This window comes from Mesorhizobium sp. USDA 4413, assembly GCF_056280365.1.
In genome coordinates, this window is the sequence record NZ_JBVPRP010000001.1 from 2,565,888 (window position 1) to 2,585,584 (window position 19,697).

9 protein-coding genes, 7 pseudogenes and 1 riboswitch are annotated in these 19,697 nt (G+C 58.3%); of the genes and pseudogenes, 11 read left to right on the forward strand and 5 right to left on the reverse strand.

All coding sequences use genetic code 11. The annotated features are described in order from the left end of the window. Nucleotides 1-97: 97 nt before the first annotated feature. From ACVMIM_RS12340 to ACVMIM_RS12365, 6 genes and pseudogenes are all read left to right on the forward strand, one after another. A pseudogene (locus tag ACVMIM_RS12340) lies at nucleotides 98-408 on the forward strand (transposase); the annotation flags it as partial. Nucleotides 409-689: 281 nt separating this feature from the next. Next, nucleotides 690-1,133, forward strand: a complete 444-nt coding sequence (locus ACVMIM_RS12345; RefSeq protein WP_476117193.1) for a trimethylamine methyltransferase family protein — start codon at nucleotides 690-692, stop codon at nucleotides 1,131-1,133. A gap of 577 nt (nucleotides 1,134-1,710) precedes the next feature. Next, on the forward strand, nucleotides 1,711-2,643 hold the full coding sequence (locus tag ACVMIM_RS12350; protein WP_476112213.1) for an ABC transporter permease: 933 nt from the start codon (nucleotides 1,711-1,713) through the stop codon (nucleotides 2,641-2,643). 27 nt (nucleotides 2,644-2,670) lie between these two features. Beyond that, nucleotides 2,671-3,642, forward strand: a complete 972-nt coding sequence (proX, locus tag ACVMIM_RS12355) for a glycine betaine/L-proline ABC transporter substrate-binding protein ProX (protein ID WP_476112215.1) — start codon at nucleotides 2,671-2,673, stop codon at nucleotides 3,640-3,642. 86 nt (nucleotides 3,643-3,728) lie between these two features. Further along, nucleotides 3,729-4,922 (forward strand): quaternary amine ABC transporter ATP-binding protein, encoded by a 1,194-nt coding sequence (locus ACVMIM_RS12360; RefSeq protein ID WP_476112217.1) that lies wholly within the window; start codon nucleotides 3,729-3,731, stop codon nucleotides 4,920-4,922. 939 nt (nucleotides 4,923-5,861) lie between these two features. Then, nucleotides 5,862-6,093: pseudogene (locus tag ACVMIM_RS12365) on the forward strand (transposase); the annotation flags it as partial. A 104-nt stretch (nucleotides 6,094-6,197) separates the two neighbouring features. Here ACVMIM_RS12365 and ACVMIM_RS12370 read toward each other — a convergent pair. Then, nucleotides 6,198-6,729 (reverse strand): annotated as a pseudogene (locus tag ACVMIM_RS12370) (IS110 family transposase); the annotation flags it as partial. Nucleotides 6,730-6,830: 101 nt separating this feature from the next. On the opposite strand from ACVMIM_RS12370, the pseudogene ACVMIM_RS12375 reads away from it, so the two are divergent. Next, nucleotides 6,831-7,668 (forward strand): annotated as a pseudogene (locus tag ACVMIM_RS12375) (integrase core domain-containing protein). Nucleotides 7,669-8,081: 413 nt separating this feature from the next. Here ACVMIM_RS12375 and ACVMIM_RS12380 read toward each other — a convergent pair. Both ACVMIM_RS12380 and ACVMIM_RS12385 read right to left on the reverse strand, forming a co-directional pair. Further along, nucleotides 8,082-8,207 (reverse strand): annotated as a pseudogene (locus ACVMIM_RS12380) (transposase); the annotation flags it as partial. A 109-nt stretch (nucleotides 8,208-8,316) separates the two neighbouring features. After that, nucleotides 8,317-9,561: an ATP-grasp domain-containing protein gene (locus tag ACVMIM_RS12385; protein WP_476117195.1), complete on the reverse strand. Its 1,245-nt coding sequence runs from the start codon at nucleotides 9,559-9,561 to the stop codon at nucleotides 8,317-8,319. A 461-nt stretch (nucleotides 9,562-10,022) separates the two neighbouring features. On the opposite strand from ACVMIM_RS12385, the pseudogene ACVMIM_RS12390 reads away from it, so the two are divergent. From ACVMIM_RS12390 to ACVMIM_RS12405, 4 genes and pseudogenes are all read left to right on the forward strand, one after another. Then, nucleotides 10,023-10,417: pseudogene (locus tag ACVMIM_RS12390) on the forward strand (transposase); the annotation flags it as partial. A gap of 1,320 nt (nucleotides 10,418-11,737) precedes the next feature. Further along, the gene (locus ACVMIM_RS12395; RefSeq protein ID WP_476112219.1) at nucleotides 11,738-12,679 is read left to right on the forward strand and encodes a thiamine pyrophosphate-dependent dehydrogenase E1 component subunit alpha; all 942 of its coding nucleotides are present in this window, start codon (nucleotides 11,738-11,740) and stop codon (nucleotides 12,677-12,679) included. Between the two features lie 20 nt (nucleotides 12,680-12,699). Then, on the forward strand, nucleotides 12,700-13,707 hold the full coding sequence (locus tag ACVMIM_RS12400) for an alpha-ketoacid dehydrogenase subunit beta (RefSeq protein ID WP_476112221.1): 1,008 nt from the start codon (nucleotides 12,700-12,702) through the stop codon (nucleotides 13,705-13,707). 66 nt (nucleotides 13,708-13,773) lie between these two features. Beyond that, on the forward strand, nucleotides 13,774-14,520 hold the full coding sequence (locus ACVMIM_RS12405; protein ID WP_476112223.1) for an SDR family NAD(P)-dependent oxidoreductase: 747 nt from the start codon (nucleotides 13,774-13,776) through the stop codon (nucleotides 14,518-14,520). A 645-nt stretch (nucleotides 14,521-15,165) separates the two neighbouring features. Here ACVMIM_RS12405 and metE read toward each other — a convergent pair. After that, nucleotides 15,166-17,512, reverse strand: a pseudogene (gene metE, locus ACVMIM_RS12410) (5-methyltetrahydropteroyltriglutamate--homocysteine S-methyltransferase). A 95-nt stretch (nucleotides 17,513-17,607) separates the two neighbouring features. Beyond that, nucleotides 17,608-17,808, reverse strand: a riboswitch (cobalamin riboswitch). 329 nt (nucleotides 17,809-18,137) lie between these two features. Then, complete coding sequence (locus ACVMIM_RS12415) at nucleotides 18,138-19,130, reverse strand: adenosine kinase (protein WP_476112224.1); 993 nt, start codon at nucleotides 19,128-19,130, stop codon at nucleotides 18,138-18,140. Between the last annotated feature and the right edge of the window lie 567 nt (nucleotides 19,131-19,697).

The window sequence follows — 19,697 nt, forward strand, 5'->3', positions numbered from 1 at the left end:
CTGATCGGGTCGCACTTCACCGTGTCCGCCGATCCACGCGAGCAAGGCCGGCTGCATATCAAACCTTCGCTACAGCCAAGCGCACGCCCGTTAGTCGATGGAGTACGACGCGCTTCGTGATGACCAGGTGGTAACGGAATGGTTTTGTCCCGGGCTCGATCGGTAAGCGCAGGCCGCGCATGGATGACCGCAAGTTCCTGGACGCGCTACTGTCGATGGCGCGTCCGGGCGATGGCGGGACCTACCGGAGCGGCTTGGCGATTACGGTTCGGTGACGCGGCGCTACTATTCTATTGCTGGATAGAGATGGGTGTTTTGGACGACGTGCTTGAAACGTTGGATCCGGAATGGCTGATGATCGACTCGACCATTGTGCGAGCCCACCAGCCGGTGCCCTGGTCCGAACGGCACGAGAGGATTAGCGGAACGATCCCCACGGGCTCTGCAGTTCAAGGGACCACATGGTGGCTTCGACCGCAAAGCTTTCGCCCCAAGGACTTGGACATAAACTGTATTTAAGCGCGGCGAAACCTTTTGCGCATTCTCAGTGCGGTTGGCGACGCATATCATCAGAAAGATACAAATCCGGGGCGCCTTCTTGGACGGCGGAGCCACGGGTGTTTAGCGCAGGATGCCGGTCGTTCCGCTGTCGCGGGTGAGGCTCGAATGGACACACTGACACTCCCGCAATTCGACGCCGCGGAGGCCGGTCTTCGGTCGTTGCAGCGCGCGATGCTAAAAGAACGCCGCGCGTCTCGACTATCCAGTGCATCCGGCCGGTGGGAGCGGTCACTGCTGAGCAACTTGAGCGCATCTATCAGGCATCCCTGGCTATGCTGCGCGAGATAACGATCAAATGCAAGGAAGAGAAGGCAATCAGGCAGTGGAAAGAAGCCGGCGCAGATGTCTGTGAACACCGTGTTCGCCTTGACGGCGACAGGGTGATGGACCTGATGTCCAAAGCCCCTTCCCATTTTGATACTACATCTCGCGATCCGTCACAGCGTTTCGAGATCACGCCAGACAGAATGACGTTCGACGCCGTGCCAAGGTATATCATTCGCATATTTCGAGGACGCGCTCGAAGCCGTCGGACCCAGCGTCCAGTGTCTCGGAGAATCCTTCGTGCTTAAGCACTTCAAAGGCGCGTTGATTCCGCCGGAGATCTTCGACTAACCAAGCTAGGAGCAGTGGAGGGTCAAAGGCTCCAATGACATGGCACGGCGCTACAGGGAAAGGGCAAAGCAATCATCGAGAGCTACGAGGAGCTGCCGGTGGACCCAACTCGATGCGTTTGTCGCCAACGCCGAGAGGAAATTTCGCCAAGCCTTGCCTAAGGTCCAGCCAAGTGCCCATGAATCAAGGCCGGGATCGAATAGGGAGAAGAAGTATGTAGTTTTTCAGAAGCAATGCGGATCGCGTTCTGGCTTCCAGTAACCTCAAGACGGACTGTCGTGAGCGGCGCTTGCCCAGCGCGAAGCTGTCTCTTCGGTCACGTGAACAGAAACTCCAGAATTGCACAATGAGAAGTGCGCATCTGTCGGTAAGGGTGCGGTACTACTTAGGAATAGATGAGTACCCTACTGTAGGGCCAGCGCAAACCGGAGCAAATATTGGCTATGACTAACTTTAGCGCGACCCTGCGATATGCCCTAAGACCTTTGTTGGCGCAGCAGTTTTCGAGCGAGAAAGCTTCTGGAGAACAGCAACATGAGTAAATGCGGAATACTAGACCCCTTTGAGTGCGGGGTAATCCCTCTTGCCGATTGGATGACTATCGGGCTGCGCTGGGTCGTTGACCACTACAGGCCTTTGTTCCAATCGATCAAAACGCCCTTCGACCTGCTGCTGCAGTGGTTCGGCTTGGCGCTCCATTCCGTCCCGCCGGTGGTGATGATTATCGTCGCGGGCTTGGCAGCCTGGCAGTTCGGCGGACGGAAGGTCGCCGGGGTTGTCGTCGGCGCTCTCGCCTTTATCGGGCTCATCGGGGTCTGGCAGGACGCAATGACGACGCTTTCGATTGTGCTGACATCGCTAGTCGTCGCAGTGATGCTTGGGATTCCCCTCGGCATCTGGGCAGCGCGGAGCGAGCGGATATTTGTGGTCATGCGGCCGATCCTTGACGGAATGCAGACCATTCCGGCATTCGTCTATCTGGTTCCAATTGTCATGCTCTTCGGTATCGGTAACGTACCGGGCGTGATCGTCACGGTCATTTTTGCGGTCGCGCCGCTGATCCGCCTCACGAACCTCGGCATACGGCAGGTACCGGAAGAGGTGATTGAAGCCATGCGCGCCTTCGGCGCGACCGAGCTTCAGCTACTGTGGAAGGCTCAGCTGCCGCTTGCGCTACCCACCATAATGGCCGGCATTAACCAGACGCTGATGATGTCGCTATCGATGGTGGTCATTGGTTCGATGATCGCTGTTGGAGGACTGGGCCAGACGGTGCTGCGCGGTATAGGTCGTCTTGATGTGGGCTTGGCGACAGTCGGAGGCCTGGGCATCGTCGCACTGGCCATCGTGCTCGATCGCTTCACGCATTCGCTGTCTACACAGAAGCGGATGCCCGGCGCGCTCTGGCATCGAGGTCCGGTGGGGCTCCTCAGAGCCGTCACCATAACAACTAATCATAGAAGCTGAGCAATTTGCTCATACAGGGAGGAGACGATGAAGATAAAATGCGTGGTGCTGGCCATAGCCGTGATGGCCGGCTGTGCCCGGCCGGCAATGGCAGATCAGGTCAAGCCGGCCTGGAGCGGAGCGACAGAAGAGCTATTCCAGACATTTGTCGTGGATGAGGGCCTCAAGGAGCTCGGCTATGATGTAGCGGACCTCACCCAGGTTCAAGTTCAGCTGGCGCATACCGCTGTGGCCAACGGCGATTTGACATTCTATCCGGTGCACTGGGTCCCGCTCCACGACACTTTCTGGAAAGCATCAGGGGGAGACGAAAAGCTGACGCGCGTCGGCACCCTAATCAAGAACAGCCTGCAGGGCTATCTGATCGATAAAAAAACGGCCGACGCCACTGGCATCAAGTATCTTGAGGACCTCAAGGATCCCGAGAAGGCCAAGCTCTTCGACATCGACGGGAATGGAAAGGCAGACCTCTATGGTTGCGAACCGGGGTGGGGCTGCGAACGCGTGATCGAGCATCAACTCGACGCCTATGGCCTGCGTGATACCGTCGAGGAAAAGCAAGGTGGCTATTTCGCCATCATTCCTGACGCGATCGAACGCATCAAGGCTGGCAAGCCGACACTATACTACACTTGGACGCCGCTGTGGGTCTCTGCCATTCTTCGTCCCGGCAAGGAGGTTGTCTGGCTCAACGTCAAGAACACCTCGCTTCCTGATGGGGAGACCGGCAACACAGTTGTTGGAGGCATAGGGAATCTTGGTTTCCCCGTGAACGACCAGAAAATCATCGCCAATACGACTTGGCTGAAAGCCAACCCGAAAGCCAAGAAATTCTTTGAGCTCGTGCAGATCCCGATTGAGGACGTCAACGCGGAAAATCAAAAGGTTGCCAATGGTGAAAAGAGCGCCGAGCAGATCATGAAACACGCAACCGATTGGATCGCCGCTCACCACACAGACTGGGAAAAGTGGGTCGCTGAAGCCAAGGCCGCCAAGTGACGGCCTGAGGTTAGAATCGGCCGACGACATCCGTCGGCCGATTACGATCTGAAGATAAGGCAAACATACTGTCGAGATTTCCGCACATGACCGTACCCGCCATCGTCTGCTCCGGCTTGTGGAAGATTTTCGGCACGCGCAAAGGGGAAGCCCTGGCGGCAGCGCGCGATCGTGGGTTCAGCAAGAGGCAAGTCCTTGAGGAATTCGATTGTGTTCTGGGTGTGGCCGATGTGTCCTTCTCGGTCCAGCCCGGCGAGATCTTTTGCATCATGGGACTGTCCGGCTCAGGGAAATCCACGCTTGTCCGCCATCTCAATCGGCTGATCGAACCAACCGCAGGCGAGGTTCGGATCGGCGGAAATGCCATCAACGAGCTTTCGCCGTCTGAACTCCGGGCCCTTCGCTCAGCGACGGTCGGCATGGTGTTCCAGCACATGGCGCTGCTGCCGCACCGCACCGTCTACGACAATGTCTCCCTCAGTCTCGAACTACGCGGCAAATCACGCAAGGAGTGCCGCCGCGTGGCAGAAGAAAACCTCAAGCTCGTTGACTTGAGCGGTTGGGGCGAGCGTTACCCGGACGAGCTCTCGGGCGGGATGAAGCAGCGGGTGGGGTTGGCCCGTGCCATGGCGGCAGACCCGCAGATCCTGTTACTGGACGAGCCTTTTTCAGCCCTCGATCCCTTGATCCGCCGCCAGCTCCAACAGCAGTTCTTAGATCTCGCGAAGGTCGTCCAGAAAACAACGGTGTTTATCACGCACGATCTTGATGAAGCCATTCGCCTGGGCGATCGTATTGCGATCATGAAGGACGGGAAGTTCGTTCAGGTCGGAACGCCGGAAGACATCGTCACCGCACCCAAGGACCGCTATGTCGCTGATTTCGTGTCAGGCATTTCGCTGCTCAATCTTGTCACTGCCAGAAAGATCATGCAGCCGCGAGACAGCATAGCGATGCTTTCTGAAAAGAAATTCCAGGCGCTCCCACGCGTGCAAACCACGGACAAGCTCTCGGCTGTGGTTAGCACCGCTGCGAATGGCGGAGATCTGATCGCGGTCTATGACGGCGGGGAGCCGGCGGGCGCCATCACCCGGCGCGCCCTGTTTTCAGGAATTCAAGGGATGATATCCAACCCCGATACGGTGAGTGGCGTCAATTTGGGAAAAGCTTATCAATACGGGGACAGCTCTGCCCCCTCCATCCGTCCACCAAGGTCTGGAAGGCCAATCGACATTGACACAGCTGCACTCTCTGCTCATAGCGACGGAGACAAGAAATGAGCGAACCGAACTTGTTCCGGGCGTAGAAGAAGTGCTCGCGCGGTGCCCCCCGGCGCCCTGTATGCTGGACGACCTGAGACTACTTTGGTGAATTATCCTTACCGTCGCCCGTTCGGGCAGGTGACTTGCGCTTAAGAGGGCCGCCCTCTCGATCCACACGCCGAGGGCCCGGACAGGCTTCAAATTCGCATGCCCATTTTGCCGGCCAACTCGACACATATAAATCCACTTGCGAAAAACTTGTATTTCCGCCGCCGGGGGCGGTGGCGAGCTTGCGCTCCCGTTCCTTGTTCGATGCGCGGATCTGCTGCCGCACTAGATGTTTGATCCCAGGCTTTGATGGGGCATCCTTGTCCTCCGAATCGAAGGAGGCACTATGGGCCAGGTTCTCCATGGCAGCGCCACGACGACAGAGGCGGTCCGTCGAGCGATACAACATAGTCATGTCTGGACGGCGCCCGCCGATCAAGGGTTTGTTTCGGCAATGGGACGGTCGTGGGTGCGGTCATGTCTCCGGCCTATTGTTGCGGTACTGTGACCGCTGGCCCTGATGGTGTCCGCTGATCCTTTGGCCTGATCAAGAGAACGAGCTCGAAGCTCCGACTATGCTGCAGGCTTTGGGGATCTGTCCTCGTTTGTTCCCATCATGTCACTGTCACCCTCGATTCCAGTCCGCGGTCGTAGCCGCTGATGCTGTTACGCTGCAGCGATGCGCTGAGAAGCTGGGCCGATCGCCTGATGGAGACCAAGCCGTTCAAGCTTGTCGCCGTGGCGACTGCCAACAAGCTCGCCCGCATCGCCTTCGCGCTCATGCGCGACGAGGCACACTATGCGGGGGCACCGGCGCTGTTGCCTATCGTGCGTCGGCTGAATGAACTCGATCATGAGATCGGACAAAGCGATCAGGCCATTCTGGCTCTCGCCAGAGCCGATAACACCGCGCGCCGTCTAATGACCATTCCCGGCATCGGTCCCGTCACCGCCTCTGCGCTTGCCGCAAGTATCCATGATATCTCCGCGTTCTCGGGCCCGCGGGAGTTCGCGGCATTCCTCGGGCTAACGCCCCGGCAAAGTTCATCAGGCGGCAAGGAGCGGCTGGGACGCGTCTCCAAGATGGGGAACCGATATTTGCGCAAACTGCTCGTGGTTGGCGCTCACGCAGTCCTCTTCCATCGCAGACGTGCCGACGGGGCCAAAGAGCCGCGGTCGACGGTTCTTTCCGTCGAGGAGGAGGCGGTCATCGTCGCCTTCCGCCATAAGGTGCGCGAACTTTTGGTGGCGCAACGCACGCAACTGCTCAATGCCCTGCGCAGCCATCTGGCTGAGATCGGGATCATCGCCGCGCAGGGACCGAACAATGCCCGTGCTCTGGCGATTCTCATCATGGAAGGCAACGACATGATCCCGGCGATCGTACGCCCGGCGCATGAGCGCAGCCTGGTTCTCGACCGATCGTACCGGTACAAAGCGCATGGAGGGCCGCGTCACCGCCTCTAGATGGCCGCTGCATCAGCGGCGTCGTTCTTCTGGCGACGGACACAGGCCTTCACGTACGCTGGCGGCATCAGCCGCACATCATGGCCAAACTTTGCCAGTTCGCGAGCCCAATGATGGGCCGAGCCGCATGCTTCCATGCCGATCAGGCACGACGGCAGACGCTCGAAGAATGCCAGCACATCTTGCGCCGTAGCGCACGAGACATGACGACACGGCCGGCAGCGTCGACAGCGTGGACCTGGAAGACATGCTTGGCCAGATCGAGGCCGATGGTGGCTACAGCATTGAGTTCGATGGTAGTCTTTTCCATGGACGGTGCTCCTTCAGATGAGTGCTCGACAGCAGCCATCTTGGCACGCCTCTCACGAGGAATGATGCCGTTGCGGGCGCCGTCCACCCCATCAAGAGAGCCTGAGAACCCTGGCCAAGCGGCGCTACACGCTACTGCCGCTCGACGATTGCCGGGATCAACCAGAAGACGGTCGCGAAGTGGCGGGAGCGAACCTCAACAGCCCTCTATGCGCTGCAGCCGATGATTCCGCATCTGACGCGATCTTCATTGCACCGCTGCCTGCAGCGCCATGGCATTGGCCGTCTGCCCGATGTCGAGGGCGACAGGCCGGCGAAGAGGAAGTTCAGGAGCTACCCGATCGGCTACTTCCACATCGACGTTGCCGAGGTGCGAACCGAACAGGGCAAGCTGCATATGTTCGTCGCTATCGACCGCACCCCGAAGTTCGCCTTCGTCGAGTTGCACGAGAAGGCCACCACCGCCGTCTCCCGAGACTTCCTGCTGCGCCTGATCGCGGCCGTCCCCTACAAGATCCATACCGTGCTCACCGACAATGGCATCCAGTTCACCACGCCTGGTGCAGGAGGGTCGGCCGTTCCCCTCATCAAGGAGGCCATCGCAAATGGCGAGCGCTTCCGGGCGCATGCTTTCGAATATGCCTGCGCCACAAACGACATCGAACACCGGACCACCAAGGCCAGGCACCCGTGGACCAACGGTCAGGTCGAAAGGATGAACCGCACCATCAAGGACGCCACCGTCAAGCGCTTTTACTACGAGAGCCACGACCAGCTTCGCAGCCATCTCTCCGATTTCGTCGCGGCGTATAACTTCGCCCGCAGGCTCAAGACCCTCAAGGGCCTCACATCCTACGAGTACATCTGCAAGGCGTGGGCCACCCAACCCGAACGCTTCAGGCTAAATCCGCTCCAGCAAATGCCGGGACTAAACATCTAGGTTGAGCCTCGAGGAAACGGCGGAGCTCGGCGCGCCTGTATGCGGCAGCGCCGTCCCTTGATGCGGCGACCGAGCCGTGTCTGCTCGCCGACAAGGTGCTCGCGCTCGCGGCTCGGTCGCCGCGCGTCCTACTTTTCCATGGTCGGGATCGCTGCCATGGTGCAATGGCCCTTGTCGCCGCGCAGCCAGACGACAAAGGCGCGCATCAAAGGCTCGGCGTCGAGCCGATCAGTCTTGGTGCGCCGGTGCTCACGGGACACCGCAACGCTGGCGGGGTGGATGGTGCAAGCCCCGATCGCTTGTCCAGCAGCCAGGGCATCAACCAGAAGCCCTCGCAGCCGCCTCATAGGCGACGGCGATGCGCTTGATCGGGTGCCCGGCCGGCCGGTTGTAAGCGATGCGCCAAGGCGCCTTTCGTTCAGGCGCTTGTTGATGCCGAGATCGAGGAGGCCGAGAAGGCATGGCCGCACAGGTCCTCGGTGATCGCGCTTGACGTTTTGAGTCGATTCCCCTTGCAGCACACTCGCCACCAAGGAGCGGAAGTTAAGCGGTGTGCTGCCCCCTTTTCACGTGCGGATGTAAGGGGAAGATCTTCTACGGCTTTGAGGCTTCGACATATCACGGTGTCGGAGTTTACGCTTGGTGATCCTACTCATCCGACACCGAAAATGGGGTAATCGACCATCGTATCAAGTCAGTGGCGGACTGTACTATCGCTTCGGTTCGCTCAACGCTCGGTGAAGAGGCGAAGATATGTCCAATACAATCTCGGAAATCGCCGTTCCTTAAAATAGGACTCTTGGGTTCAACATACAATTTTACCTCGGAAACGCCTGGCATAGCAGCGGCACGACTGTGGCCACAGATCCAATCGAGTGTCCCATCACTTTCTGCAACCAAAAACCGTGCGGCCGCAGTATGCGAACGCATTCTGCGCAGATTCCATTCCTCTCCAATGACAAACCTGAGGTGCTCGGTAATGAGGTCAATGCCGTAGGCGAGCTGAATCAGTTGAGGAGTGGGCGTACCAGCAAGACGTGGATTGACCTCAATGACAACCGGGCCCCGTTTCGTCCAAACAAACTCAATGTTGGTTGGCCCCCAGCCAAGGTTGAGGGCTCGCAAACAGTTGAGCGAAGCGTCTATGATTGCCCTGTGCTCGTTATCAGTCAGCAGGGCAGGGTAGGAGCACCCGCGCAAAACAAAATGGGGTGGTTCGCCCCAGTCAATGGCGGCGATCCCAATGACCTCACTCCCCATCACCTCAGTGCTATAATGGGGACCTTCTACCCATTCTTCGACCAGCATCCTCGGCGAAGACTCGCCCATCAGATAGGGTGGCTGTATATGCTTCCGGCCCAACAGATAGGTCGTATGTTCGGCCAACTCGTCGGCGTTGCGGCACAATCTAACGCCCCTGCTCCCGGTCCCCACGGCCGGCTTAAGAATCGCTGGCAGACCGATTTCCGCTACAGAGCTTTCTACGTCCGTCGCATTCGCTGCGAAACGATAAGCAGGTATTGGCACGCCGGCCTCGGCGAGGAGCTGACGTTGAGCGAGTTTGTCGCAGCATCCTCCAATCGATTCCGGCTTTGGTCCTGGTAAATTGAAATGCTGGCAAAGCTTGCCAACAGTTGCATAGACAGAGTCCAAAGCGCCCGTAATGCCGGCTATGTCATAGATCGTACGCAGTCGCGAACATTCGAGGATCAGCGAATCGGGGTTAGCCGTATCGACTCTGATTGCTTCGATGCCTTCGGCCGCAAGATAGCCGTACTGAGCTGGATTGGCTGAGAGCAAGATCGGATGAAGGCCAAGACGCTGGGCGGCTTGGACAAATAGCAGCCCCATGCTTCTGTGGCCTTCGATCAGAACGAGAGCTCTTTTTGCCATATCTGATAACTCCACCTTTTCCGTGTGCGGGGCGGTCTCCGACATGGATGCTAGCATTGCAGTCACCGGAAATTTGCAAATGTTTTGTAAAGATAGTTGTAGGACCGGTGCAATATTTAGGTCAGCTGTGCGGCCCAGAGTCTCTTAAGGAATTGCCCAGGGCTCCGGCGTAAAGGAGGCCGTTTTACAGGTCTGTAATACTGCTTCCCGTGAGCTAACTTGGCATTCAATGAAGAGAGAACGGCCGCTGCTCTGAGGTTGGGGCGGCCATGGCACGCTGGCGAAATTGCGGTTCACCGATCCCGTGGAAGGGAAGTGCCATGACCAAGCGAGAAGTTAAGCTGAGCGGGCCAGAGTTGAAAGCGCCACTGCTGTCGGATGCGGACGGCTTTCGGCGGGTTTTGCAGAGTGTGGTGCAGGAGTCCTGGAAGCCGAGATGACGGAGGCGCTGGGCGGTCGATGACGATTGCCTGGTGGAACTCAGATGGTTTTACGACCGTCGCGATGTTGCCAAGGTCGAGCGCGATCTGGCGCAATGGATCGCCAAATGGCAGGCCAAGTACCCAAGGCTGGTAACCTGGGTGGAAGACAACATCGAGGAGACGCTGAGCTTATATCGGCTGCCGCTTGCCCATCACAAGCATGAATTCGACGAACATGCTGGAGCCGGCTGAATCAGGAGATCAAGCGGCGCACGCTGGTCGTGCGCATCTTCCCCAATCCGCAGAGCTGTCTGCGGCTGGTGCGGGCGCTGGCGATGGAGATCCATGAGACCTGGCTCGAGGCCACCCGCTACCTCAACATGGAGCATCTGCGCGAGCACAAGAAGGAGAACCTGAGGGCATTGGCCGCCTGAATCTGCCGGTGCGCCCGCCGCTCCGCTACACGGGGCTGCGCGGCGGACGCAACGTCACTGCCAAGCCATTTTGCAGAACTTGACGCACACAACTATTCAATGTTCGCCTGCGTAGTCTCGAAGATGGTGCTGAGCGGTTGGAAACCCGTGCCATCCTGACTGGGGTGAGTGACATCCCGACGCGAGTTGAACCCTGGCAGCCAATCGCTGACCGAGAGCTACGTCTTGTTTCGGAGCCCATCGCCAGATTGGGATGGGCACCGTCCGCAGGTCCGGCAGTTGCAGAGGATCACCAGTGTCACTAGCGTCATCGTCGCCGTCGGCGCCACCCAGCCCTGCGCTACTGAGCAACCCGATCATTCGGTTGATTTCGGTCGTTGCGATTTGCAGGCGGTTGACAACTGCGCCGCTACCCTCGGCTCTTCTCTTCGAGCGACGCGATAGAGAACGAGCCCCTCACGGGGTTAGTCAGCGCTTTTGTCCGCACCGCCCCGGCCTCTATCCATTTGGTTGGGTGTCGGACATTCTTGTCTAACTTGGGACAAAAGCCTTCCGTGAGACGGCAGGGTGCTTGCTTGAGACTGGATTCGCGTGGTGTTTTATCTTCGCAAGCAAGGACGAGGCCAGGAATGGCGGCTAAGAGAAGACCGTCTCGGCCTGTTGAGCAACGTCTCGCTGGTGAATGTCAGAGCCCTAGCCGCAGCGACCAAGTTTTTCGAATGCGCGTCCGGGGAAGTTTTTTCTCCCGACATTGTTGGCGAACTTCGAACAAAAGGAGGCCCGTAAAGTTCTTTCATGACGCCTTTCTTCGATGCAGAACCGTGTAACGTGGGCCTTCGGGTCAAATGGCATGACACGTGCACAGGATTGTGGACCCGAAGGAACAAGGTCATTGCTGACAGCGAACCAGATGAAAGTGCCTGCCGAGATCATGCCCGTTAGCAGCCCATACGGGGGCCGTACGCATTGCAAATTTGATGTGGTGATTGCTTTGCGCAACCCTGGTCAGGGGTCCGAGTTCCCACATGCCGCACTCGCCGAACCGCCGGTGACTGCTTCTCGATACCGGGAGAATGCCGAGGAGACCCACCAAGGCCCTACAAGGCGAACACGGCGTTTCGTCCATCCGCTTAAACGCATCGGCGGGCCCGCGCTACCCGAATGCAGGATAGAGACTTGCCGCGTATTTTTGGACCTCGAGCATGAGGAGTTAGCCAATGCACTCTCTTGTACTGCAGGCGGGCGCCCATTCAGTTTGCCGACGGGCACGGTTGGGTCATGCAGTTGAAGGGCGATCGGAGGCTAGAGGCTTTTAGACGGATGCTTCGCATCCGCCGATTCGAAGAAGAGGGTAAGTGCCTGTTCAACCGTGGTCAGATCCCTGGTTGGTTTCACACGGCGGTGGGTCAGGAAGGCGCTATCGTCGGAGCAAGCCTCGCCCTTCGGGACGATGACGCCATGACCGGAACACACCGTTCGCATGGCCATCCGATTGGGAAGGGCGCGCATCTGGAGGCGCTTATGGCAGAACTGATGGGTAAGGAGGGCGGCATTTGCAAGGGGCGTGGCGGTTCGATGCACGTTGCGGATAATTCGGTCGGGATTATCAGTGAATCGGGAATCGTCGGAGGGGGCATTCCGCTTGCCACAGGGTGCGCATTCAGCGCCAAGGTGCGCGGCGTCGATCAGGTTACTCTTTGCTTTTTCGGCGACGGAGCCGTGAACCAGGGCACTTTTCATGAGAGCCTCAACATGGCATCGTTGTGGAGGCTCCCCGTCATTTATCTGTGCGAGAACAATGGCTATGCAATTACCACCTCGGTAGCGACAAGCCACGGACAGCCTGACATTGCGCTACGAGCGGCAGGTTACGGAATTCCAGGAGTAGTAGTTGACGGACAGGACGTCAGCGCCGTCTATCAATCTGCGGCATATGCGGTCACACGAGCACGCGCGGGACAGGGGCCTACTCTCATAGTGGCCAACACATATCGGTTCGATGAACACAATATAGGCTTGGCCGTTCCTGAGGAGCCTTATCGTCCGGTCGAAGAAGTCGAGGCACACAAACGCTACCGGGACCCAATTTTGCTATATCGCACTGTGCTTATCGAAGAGGGTATAGACGAAGAGACTCTAAAAACCATCGAGTATGAAGTGGCCCAAGCCGTCAAGCAGGCCGTGCAATTTGCTTTGGTCAGCCCCATGCCCCGGCCCGAAACGTTGCCCGATTATATGTTCGTGTCGCCCATCGCACGCTAAGGCCAGGCTGGAGGGAATTAATGGATGTGAACGACAGTGCCCGCGGAGATCTAGCGACGCCGGGTCCCCATATACAGTTGACCTATTTTGAAGCGATCGTGCAGGCCCAGCTGGAGGAAATGTATCGGGATGAGCGTGTTGTATTGATGGGAGAGGACATCTCAGTTCACGGCGGCGGCAAGCTTATCGAATGCTTCGGCAAGAACCGGGTTTGGAACATGCCAATTTCGGAAGGCAGCTTTACGGGACTGGGCATCGGGGCTGCCATCAATGGTTTGCGACCCATCGTTGACCTTTCAACTGCCAGTTTCATCTATCTCGCCTGCGACCAGATTGTAAACCAGGCTTCAAAATTGCGGTATATGACTGGGGGCCAGATCGAGATCCCAATCGTCTTTCGCTGCTGTATGTTCTCGACGGGCTCCGAGGCGGCACAGCATGCCGATCGTCCATATCCGCTTTTTATGAATATCCCGGGCCTCAAGATTATTAGCCCGACCAGCGCTGCCGATATCAAAGGCCTCATGAAATCTGCCATTCGTGACGGCGATCCTGTACTCGTCTTCGAGGACGCCCGTCTATGGCCTCTCAAAGGCGACGTCCCCACGGATCCGAACCATGTAATCCCAATCGGCAAAGCGGACGTGAAGCACGAGGGGAGGCACGTTTCCATCGTTGCCATCGCCGGAGCTATTAGGCCGACAATGGAAGCTGCCAACTACCTCGTCGAGGAAGGCATTTCGGTCGAAGTGATCGATCCGCGGACATTGAAGCCGCTCGATTATGAGGCAATCAAGATGTCAATCGAGAAGACCGGGCGCCTGATTATTGTCGAGAACGGACACCGTATCTGCAACGTCGGAAGCGAAATTGCGGCAGTGATGGCGGAAGAGTCCTTCGATCTATTGAAGCGACCAATTTTGCGCCTGAGTGCTCCGGACATTCATGTCCCATTCAGCCCTTCTCTTGAGAAGGACTTTTTTCCAACGAGGGACAGCATTATTGGCGCCATAAGACGGTTACTCTGAGTATTAAATCGGGTGCTAACATACCAACCGCCGTTGCCCTAACAGTAGGAGGTGACAAGACCAGTCATGGATAGCAGATTCAGCTTGCGTGGGAAGACCGCTTTGGTGACCGGCGGAGCACGCGGCATTGGATTACAAGTCGCGCTTACATTACAAGAAGCTGGTGCCCACGTAATTCTCACTGGAAGAGATGGGGTTCGCGTGGCCGCGGCCGCAAATCAATTCCCAGTTAAGCCGGACGTTTACCAGCTTGATGTTAGGGACTCGCACGCTATACGCGATCTCGCCAATGGCATCGCAATTTGTCCTGACATCCTTATTAACAATGCCGGTGTGTCCCGCGCGGCCCCCACGAAATATACAACTGACGAGGATTGGCGAGCTGTCCTTTCGGTCAACTTGGATGGCCTATTCTACTGCAGTCGCACCTTCGGTTCCCTCATGGCGGAGCGCGGTTCTGGGGTTATTGTAAATATTAGTTCGATATGCGGAGATATTGTCACCCGACAGGCATCCGTGGTCACGGCTTACAATGCGAGCAAGGCAGGGGTTACTATGGTAACCAAGACCCTTGCTTGCGAATGGGCAAGATCCGGAGTTCGCGTGAACGCAGTTGCGCCTGGATTCGTAGAGTCAGAGATGACCAACCAGTATCCTATAGAAGTGGTCAGGGCATGGTCTGACCGGACACCTATGGGCCGCTTCGGCCAACCACATGAGATTGCATCTGCCGTCCAATTTCTCGCGAGTGACGCATCAAGCTATATTACGGGAACGGTATTGTTGGCGGATGGTGGCTACACCTGCTGGTGATAATTTTATATTCTTAATTCAGGAAGGCCATTCAGTGCCTCGATGACAACGCCTGCGGTCACGTATTTCCACAGCGCCACGAGCAGCTTCCTTGCATGTGCATCATCCGACTGATCCCCAATGGCTCAAAGCCGGTGTCCAGGAAGACGGGAAGGGGATCAAGGATAGGCTTGTGTCTTGACTTGACCTTACGCTTTACCCGGATACGCGACTGCGTATCGGGAGACTTAGCATGACTTGGGGCGTGCGGCGGCCCCTCATAAGATCCCAACCACGAAGCTGAGGCGCGTAAGCGGAAGACAGGGTACCTGAGACGGCCGATAGGTGAGCGCATCCCACCATGTCGGCGCAGAAGTGCCGCGCGCTCCCGCGACAACGCCTCTACCTCTCTCGCCGATTTCAGGAAAACAAAATGGCCTAAGCGTCGGAAAGTCGGAAAAAACGGTAATAACGAACCATCACTGAGAGGGAAGGCCACGCGACTTCCGCGTCCTTTGATCAAATCTAAAAGGGCAGACGACGATTCCGTCGTCTGCTCGTCGCGATGGCATCATGTTGGCGGGACGTGCTGCGAACCGAGGGCGTTTTCGCGAAATTCGTGGCAGCAGTAACCGTCGATTGGCCACACGAGAACTCGGCAAAGCCTCAGACCTGCACTCTCTCCCGGAGCGCGCGTGCTGCAGCGACCATGTTCACAAGGGCAGGGCGGACCTCCTCCCAGTTGCGGGTTTTGAGGCCACAGTCGGGGTTTACCCAAAGTTGGCCATCAGACAAGCGCTTGCGGGCAAGCATGAGGAGGGCCCGAAATCTCAGCGACTTCCGGAACGCGCGGTGAGTGGATGTCATAAACTCCTGGGCCGATTTCGTTGGGATATTTAGAACTCGTAAAGGCGTCCAGCAGTTCCATTGCCGAGCGCGATGTCTCAATCGAAATTACATCCGCATCCAGCTCAGCGATCGCGCCGATGATCTCGTTGAACTCCGAATAGCACATGTGGGTATGGATCTGTGTCGAGTCCTTTACACCTGTTGAAGCGATCCGGAAGCATTCGACCGACCAGTTAAGATAGACCTTCCAGTCGCACTTGCGCAGCGGCAAGCCTTCGCGAAAAGCGGCCTCGTCGATCTGGATCATCCTTGCGCCGGATCTTTCGAGGTCCGTCACTTCATCGCGAATAGCGAGCGCTATCTGGCGGCAGACCTCGGAGCGGGGTATGTCGTCGCGAACAAAAGACCAATTGAGAATGGTCACTGGGCCTGTAAGCATTCCCTTCACAGGCTTTTTCGTAAGCGACTGGGCGAATTGCCACCAGCGCACTGTCATCGGATTGGGGCGCGATACGTCGCCGAAGATGATGGGGGGACGCACGTAGCGTGACCCATAGCTCTGCACCCAGGCATGTTCGGTGAAGGCGAAGCCGGAAAGTTGCTCGCCGAAATGCTGTACCATGTCGTTTCGTTCGAACTCGCCATGCACCAGCACGTCCAGCCCGATCTCCTCTTGCCAGCGAATAGCGGCCTCGATCTCCTTCTTCAAAAAGGTTTCGTAATCGACATAGCTGAGCTCGCCCTTCGCGTGAGCGGAACGCGCCTTGCGCACCTGAGGCGTCTGCGGAAAGGATCCAATCGTCGTCGTGGGGAATGGCGGCAGGCCGAGCGTGCGGGCCTGGACCCTGGAACGCTCGGCAAATGCGCTCTTTCGTTGCTTCATAGCGCCGTTGATGTCGGCAATCCGCCCTTCAACGAGCGGGTCATGGACCTTCGTGGATGTTGCGCGAGTCGAGGCAGCCTCGTCAGAAGCTTTCAACTCGCCGGCCACAGCATCTCTACCTTGGGACAAGGCCCGGGCCAGGATGACCAGCTCTTCGATCTTCTGGGCCGCGAATGCGAGCCATGACCTGATGTTCGCATCCAGTGCCGTCTCCATACGCAAGTCGATCGGCACATGCAGCATCGAGCACGAAGGCGCGATCTCGACTCGGTCCAAGGGCCAGCCCGCGACGATCGGCTTGATGCCGTCGAGAATGGCAGTGAGGTTCGCGCGCCAGACGTTGCGGCCGTTGACCAAGCCAAGCGAAAGCACCAGGTCCTTAGGCGCGAGCCGACCAGCCGTCTCCAACTGTTCGGGAGCACGCGAGAGATCAAGATGCAGGCCCGCCACAGGCAGCGATATCGCCGTCTCGAGATTGTCTCCCAACGGCCCGAAATAGGTACCCAGCATGATCTTCAGCTCGGGCGCGGCCTTCGACAGCTGCCCATAGGCAAATTCAAGTGCAGCTCGTTCGTTCGGGTTTAGGTCGAGCACAAGCGCTGGTTCATCGATCTGCACCCAATCGGCTCCCGAGAATTTCAGCCTCCGCAGGAGTTGCTCGTAGACGGGAAGAAGCCGCGGCAGGAGCGCCAGGGGATTGAAACCTTCGGAGGGCGACTTCGCCAGCTTGAGAAAAGTGACCGGTCCAAGGATGACCGGGCGTGTATGAATGCCCAGGGCTTTAGCCTCGATGAAGTAATCAACCGGTTTGGTCGACGAGAGTGTGAATGCCTGATCGTCGTCAAGTTCTGGCACAATGTAATGATAGTTGGTGTCGAACCATTTGGTCATTTCCATCGCAGTTAGGGTAGGGCAAGCCGCACGCTCCCGGCCAGAGTCGCAATTCCCCGTCTGACCTTGGTTGCCGCGTGCCATGGCGAAATAGGTATCGAGCGGGACCTCGCCGCCATTCCATTCGTAGCGGGACGGCACGGCGCCGACCATGGCGGCGGTGTCGAGTACATGGTCGTAGAGCGAAAAATCGTTCGATGGGATTTTCGACACACCGCGATCGCGCTGCTCCTCCCAGCTCGCGGCACGGAGCGCCTTTGCCGTCGCGAGAAGGTCGGCAGCGCAAGATTTTCCTGACCAATAGCTTTCTAGCGAGAATTTCAATTCTCGCCTGCGACCGATACGCGGCAAACCAAGCGTTGCTACAGGAATTTGCTGAGAGAGAGTCATGCGATACCCCGATGGTTGGGGCGTGGGGGACAACGAAGGCGCCAGTAGGCCGGTACGAACGCCGGGCTGCAGCGGCCACCGAGACACCCCGCCCGTGGACAAAAGTTGCCGTGGCAGGTCTCCTGGCTCGGGGGTCATAGCCTCTACCCGTCTTCCCGAGGCTGTTCGCCTCAGTGACATGAGTGGGGGTCGGCTCGCCTCTAACAGTTGCGGGGGCAGCGCCGGCATCGCACCGGCTTCCCTCTTAGCTCCGCTGCAGCAGCGCCGTACGGAGAACCATGGCTTGGACACAATCACAGCAGTCAGCTCTTTTGTCAACCTCGAATAAAGAAATCTTTATGTCATTATGTGAACGCGCTTGTACTGTCGGCGTGATTTCCAAGTCCGCAGAGGACGAACTTTTCGATCGTGAATACGTTTAATTCGGCACGCGGTAAGTGAGATTGGCTACGTGAAGCCAGACCTTGGCTGCTGCGGGTGACCGGCCAAATCGACAAATGGCGCGCTGTGCAGAACTGGGCCAAACGGCGGTTCAACGCGGCTGCGCAAGGGCTGTGAGCCCGGGCCTTGTCGGACCGATTGGGGCGCGAGGGCGGGGTGGCGCGCCAGCAGAACCGCGAGGCCCCTAAAGCAGCCCGGCCTGCTCGGCCTCACGGCGCAGGTTCTGGCGCGGACGAGGGCCGATCTGCTGGATCACCAGCCCGGCGGCCAGCGAACCGAGATCGCCGCAATCCTTGAGGCTGCGCCCGCTCGTGTAGCCGTAGAGGAAGCCGGCGGCATAAAGGTCACCGGCGCCGGTCGTGTCGACCAGTTCCTTGATCCTCGTCGCCTCGATGGTGACGGTTTCGTCGCCGCGCACGATCACCGAGCCTTTTTCGGAACGTGTGACGGCGGCTATTTTGCAATCCTTGCGGATGGCGGCGAGCGCCTCCTCGAAAGAAGCGGTCTGGTAGAGCGATTTGATCTCGTGACTGTTGGCAAAGACGATGTCGACGGTGCCCGACCGCATCAGCTCGAGGAACTCGTCGCGGTAGCGGTCGACGCAGAAGGAATCCGACAGCGTCATCGAAACCTCGCGGCCTGCCGCATGCGCCAGCCTGGCGGTCTGCCGGATCGCTTCCTTGGCGCGCGGCGGATCCCACAGATAGCCCTCGAAATAGGTCACCTTGGCGCCGGCGGCCTTGTCGGCCTCGACATCCTCGGGGCCAAGTTCGACGCAGGCGCCGAGATAGGTGTTCATCGAACGCTCGCCGTCGGGAGTGACAAAGATCATCGAGCGCGCGGTTGGCGGTTCGCCCGCGAGCGGCTTGGTGTCGAACGCAACGCCCTGGGCGTGAATGTCATGGGTGTAGATGTCGCCCAGTGCGTCGTTCGACACCTTGCCGAAGAAGGCTGCCCGCCCGCCGAGACTGGCGACGCCGGCCGCCGTGTTGCCGGCGCTGCCGCCGGAAGCCTCGATCGCCGGCCCCATGCGGCTGTAAAGCAATTCGGCGCGCCTGGCGTCGATGAGGTTCATCGCCCCCTTGATGATGCCGTTGGTCTCGAGAAAGGCTTCGTCGCACTGCGCGATGATGTCGACAATGGCATTGCCGATGCAAAGCACGTCATATTCGGGCATCGATATCTCCAACGACTGCGGGCCCACGCCGGCCGGGCGCGATCAGTTGGGATGACTTTCCGCATGCCGATCTATTCGGCACGAGTCTCGCGGCGCCGCGAGCCTTGCATCGCGCCGTAAGTGCCAGCCTCTCCCAGGTAGAGTCAGGTTCTTCGCACAGGTCGCAGCTTTGTGACCGGAAACAAATGCATCCGGATTGACCTCGCTGACGTCAAACCGCCTTAGGGATCTACCATTTTTAGTAATTTGGTGTTGCAAAGCCTCTGTGAATTTTCTGGAAGGATTTGTTACAAATGCTCAAATGTTTCGCCGGAGACGATCCGAGGTGGTAGCGAGCTGATGGTGCCGCGCGACGGGACGTGCAAGACGGCTATTTGACCGGTTACTCCGCCGTCTGGCCGGTCTCAGCTGATTAACCGTGTCGTGAAGCAGATAACAGGTGCCCACCTTGCCCCGTTAGACAGAGCGCGCGGACGCCCGAGAGGGATTGCTGGCCTGACCGTGCAGCGCCGGCGAAGTCACGCGACTGGCGCGACCATTTCCGGCCAATCTCGCCAACGCGGCAGC

Excerpts from the sequence above, each read along its gene's own strand:
- ACVMIM_RS12350 (WP_476112213.1), top strand. The coding sequence starts at position 1,711 with ATGAGTAAATGCGGAATACTAGACCCCTTTGAGTGCGGGGTAATCCCT.
- proX (WP_476112215.1), top strand. The coding sequence starts at position 2,671 with ATGAAGATAAAATGCGTGGTGCTGGCCATAGCCGTGATGGCCGGCTGT.
- ACVMIM_RS12360 (WP_476112217.1), top strand. The coding sequence starts at position 3,729 with ATGACCGTACCCGCCATCGTCTGCTCCGGCTTGTGGAAGATTTTCGGC.
- ACVMIM_RS12385 (WP_476117195.1), bottom strand. The coding sequence starts at position 9,561 with ATGGCAAAAAGAGCTCTCGTTCTGATCGAAGGCCACAGAAGCATGGGG.
- ACVMIM_RS12395 (WP_476112219.1), top strand. The coding sequence starts at position 11,738 with ATGCTTCGCATCCGCCGATTCGAAGAAGAGGGTAAGTGCCTGTTCAAC.
- ACVMIM_RS12400 (WP_476112221.1), top strand. The coding sequence starts at position 12,700 with ATGGATGTGAACGACAGTGCCCGCGGAGATCTAGCGACGCCGGGTCCC.
- ACVMIM_RS12405 (WP_476112223.1), top strand. The coding sequence starts at position 13,774 with ATGGATAGCAGATTCAGCTTGCGTGGGAAGACCGCTTTGGTGACCGGC.
- ACVMIM_RS12415 (WP_476112224.1), bottom strand. The coding sequence starts at position 19,130 with ATGCCCGAATATGACGTGCTTTGCATCGGCAATGCCATTGTCGACATC.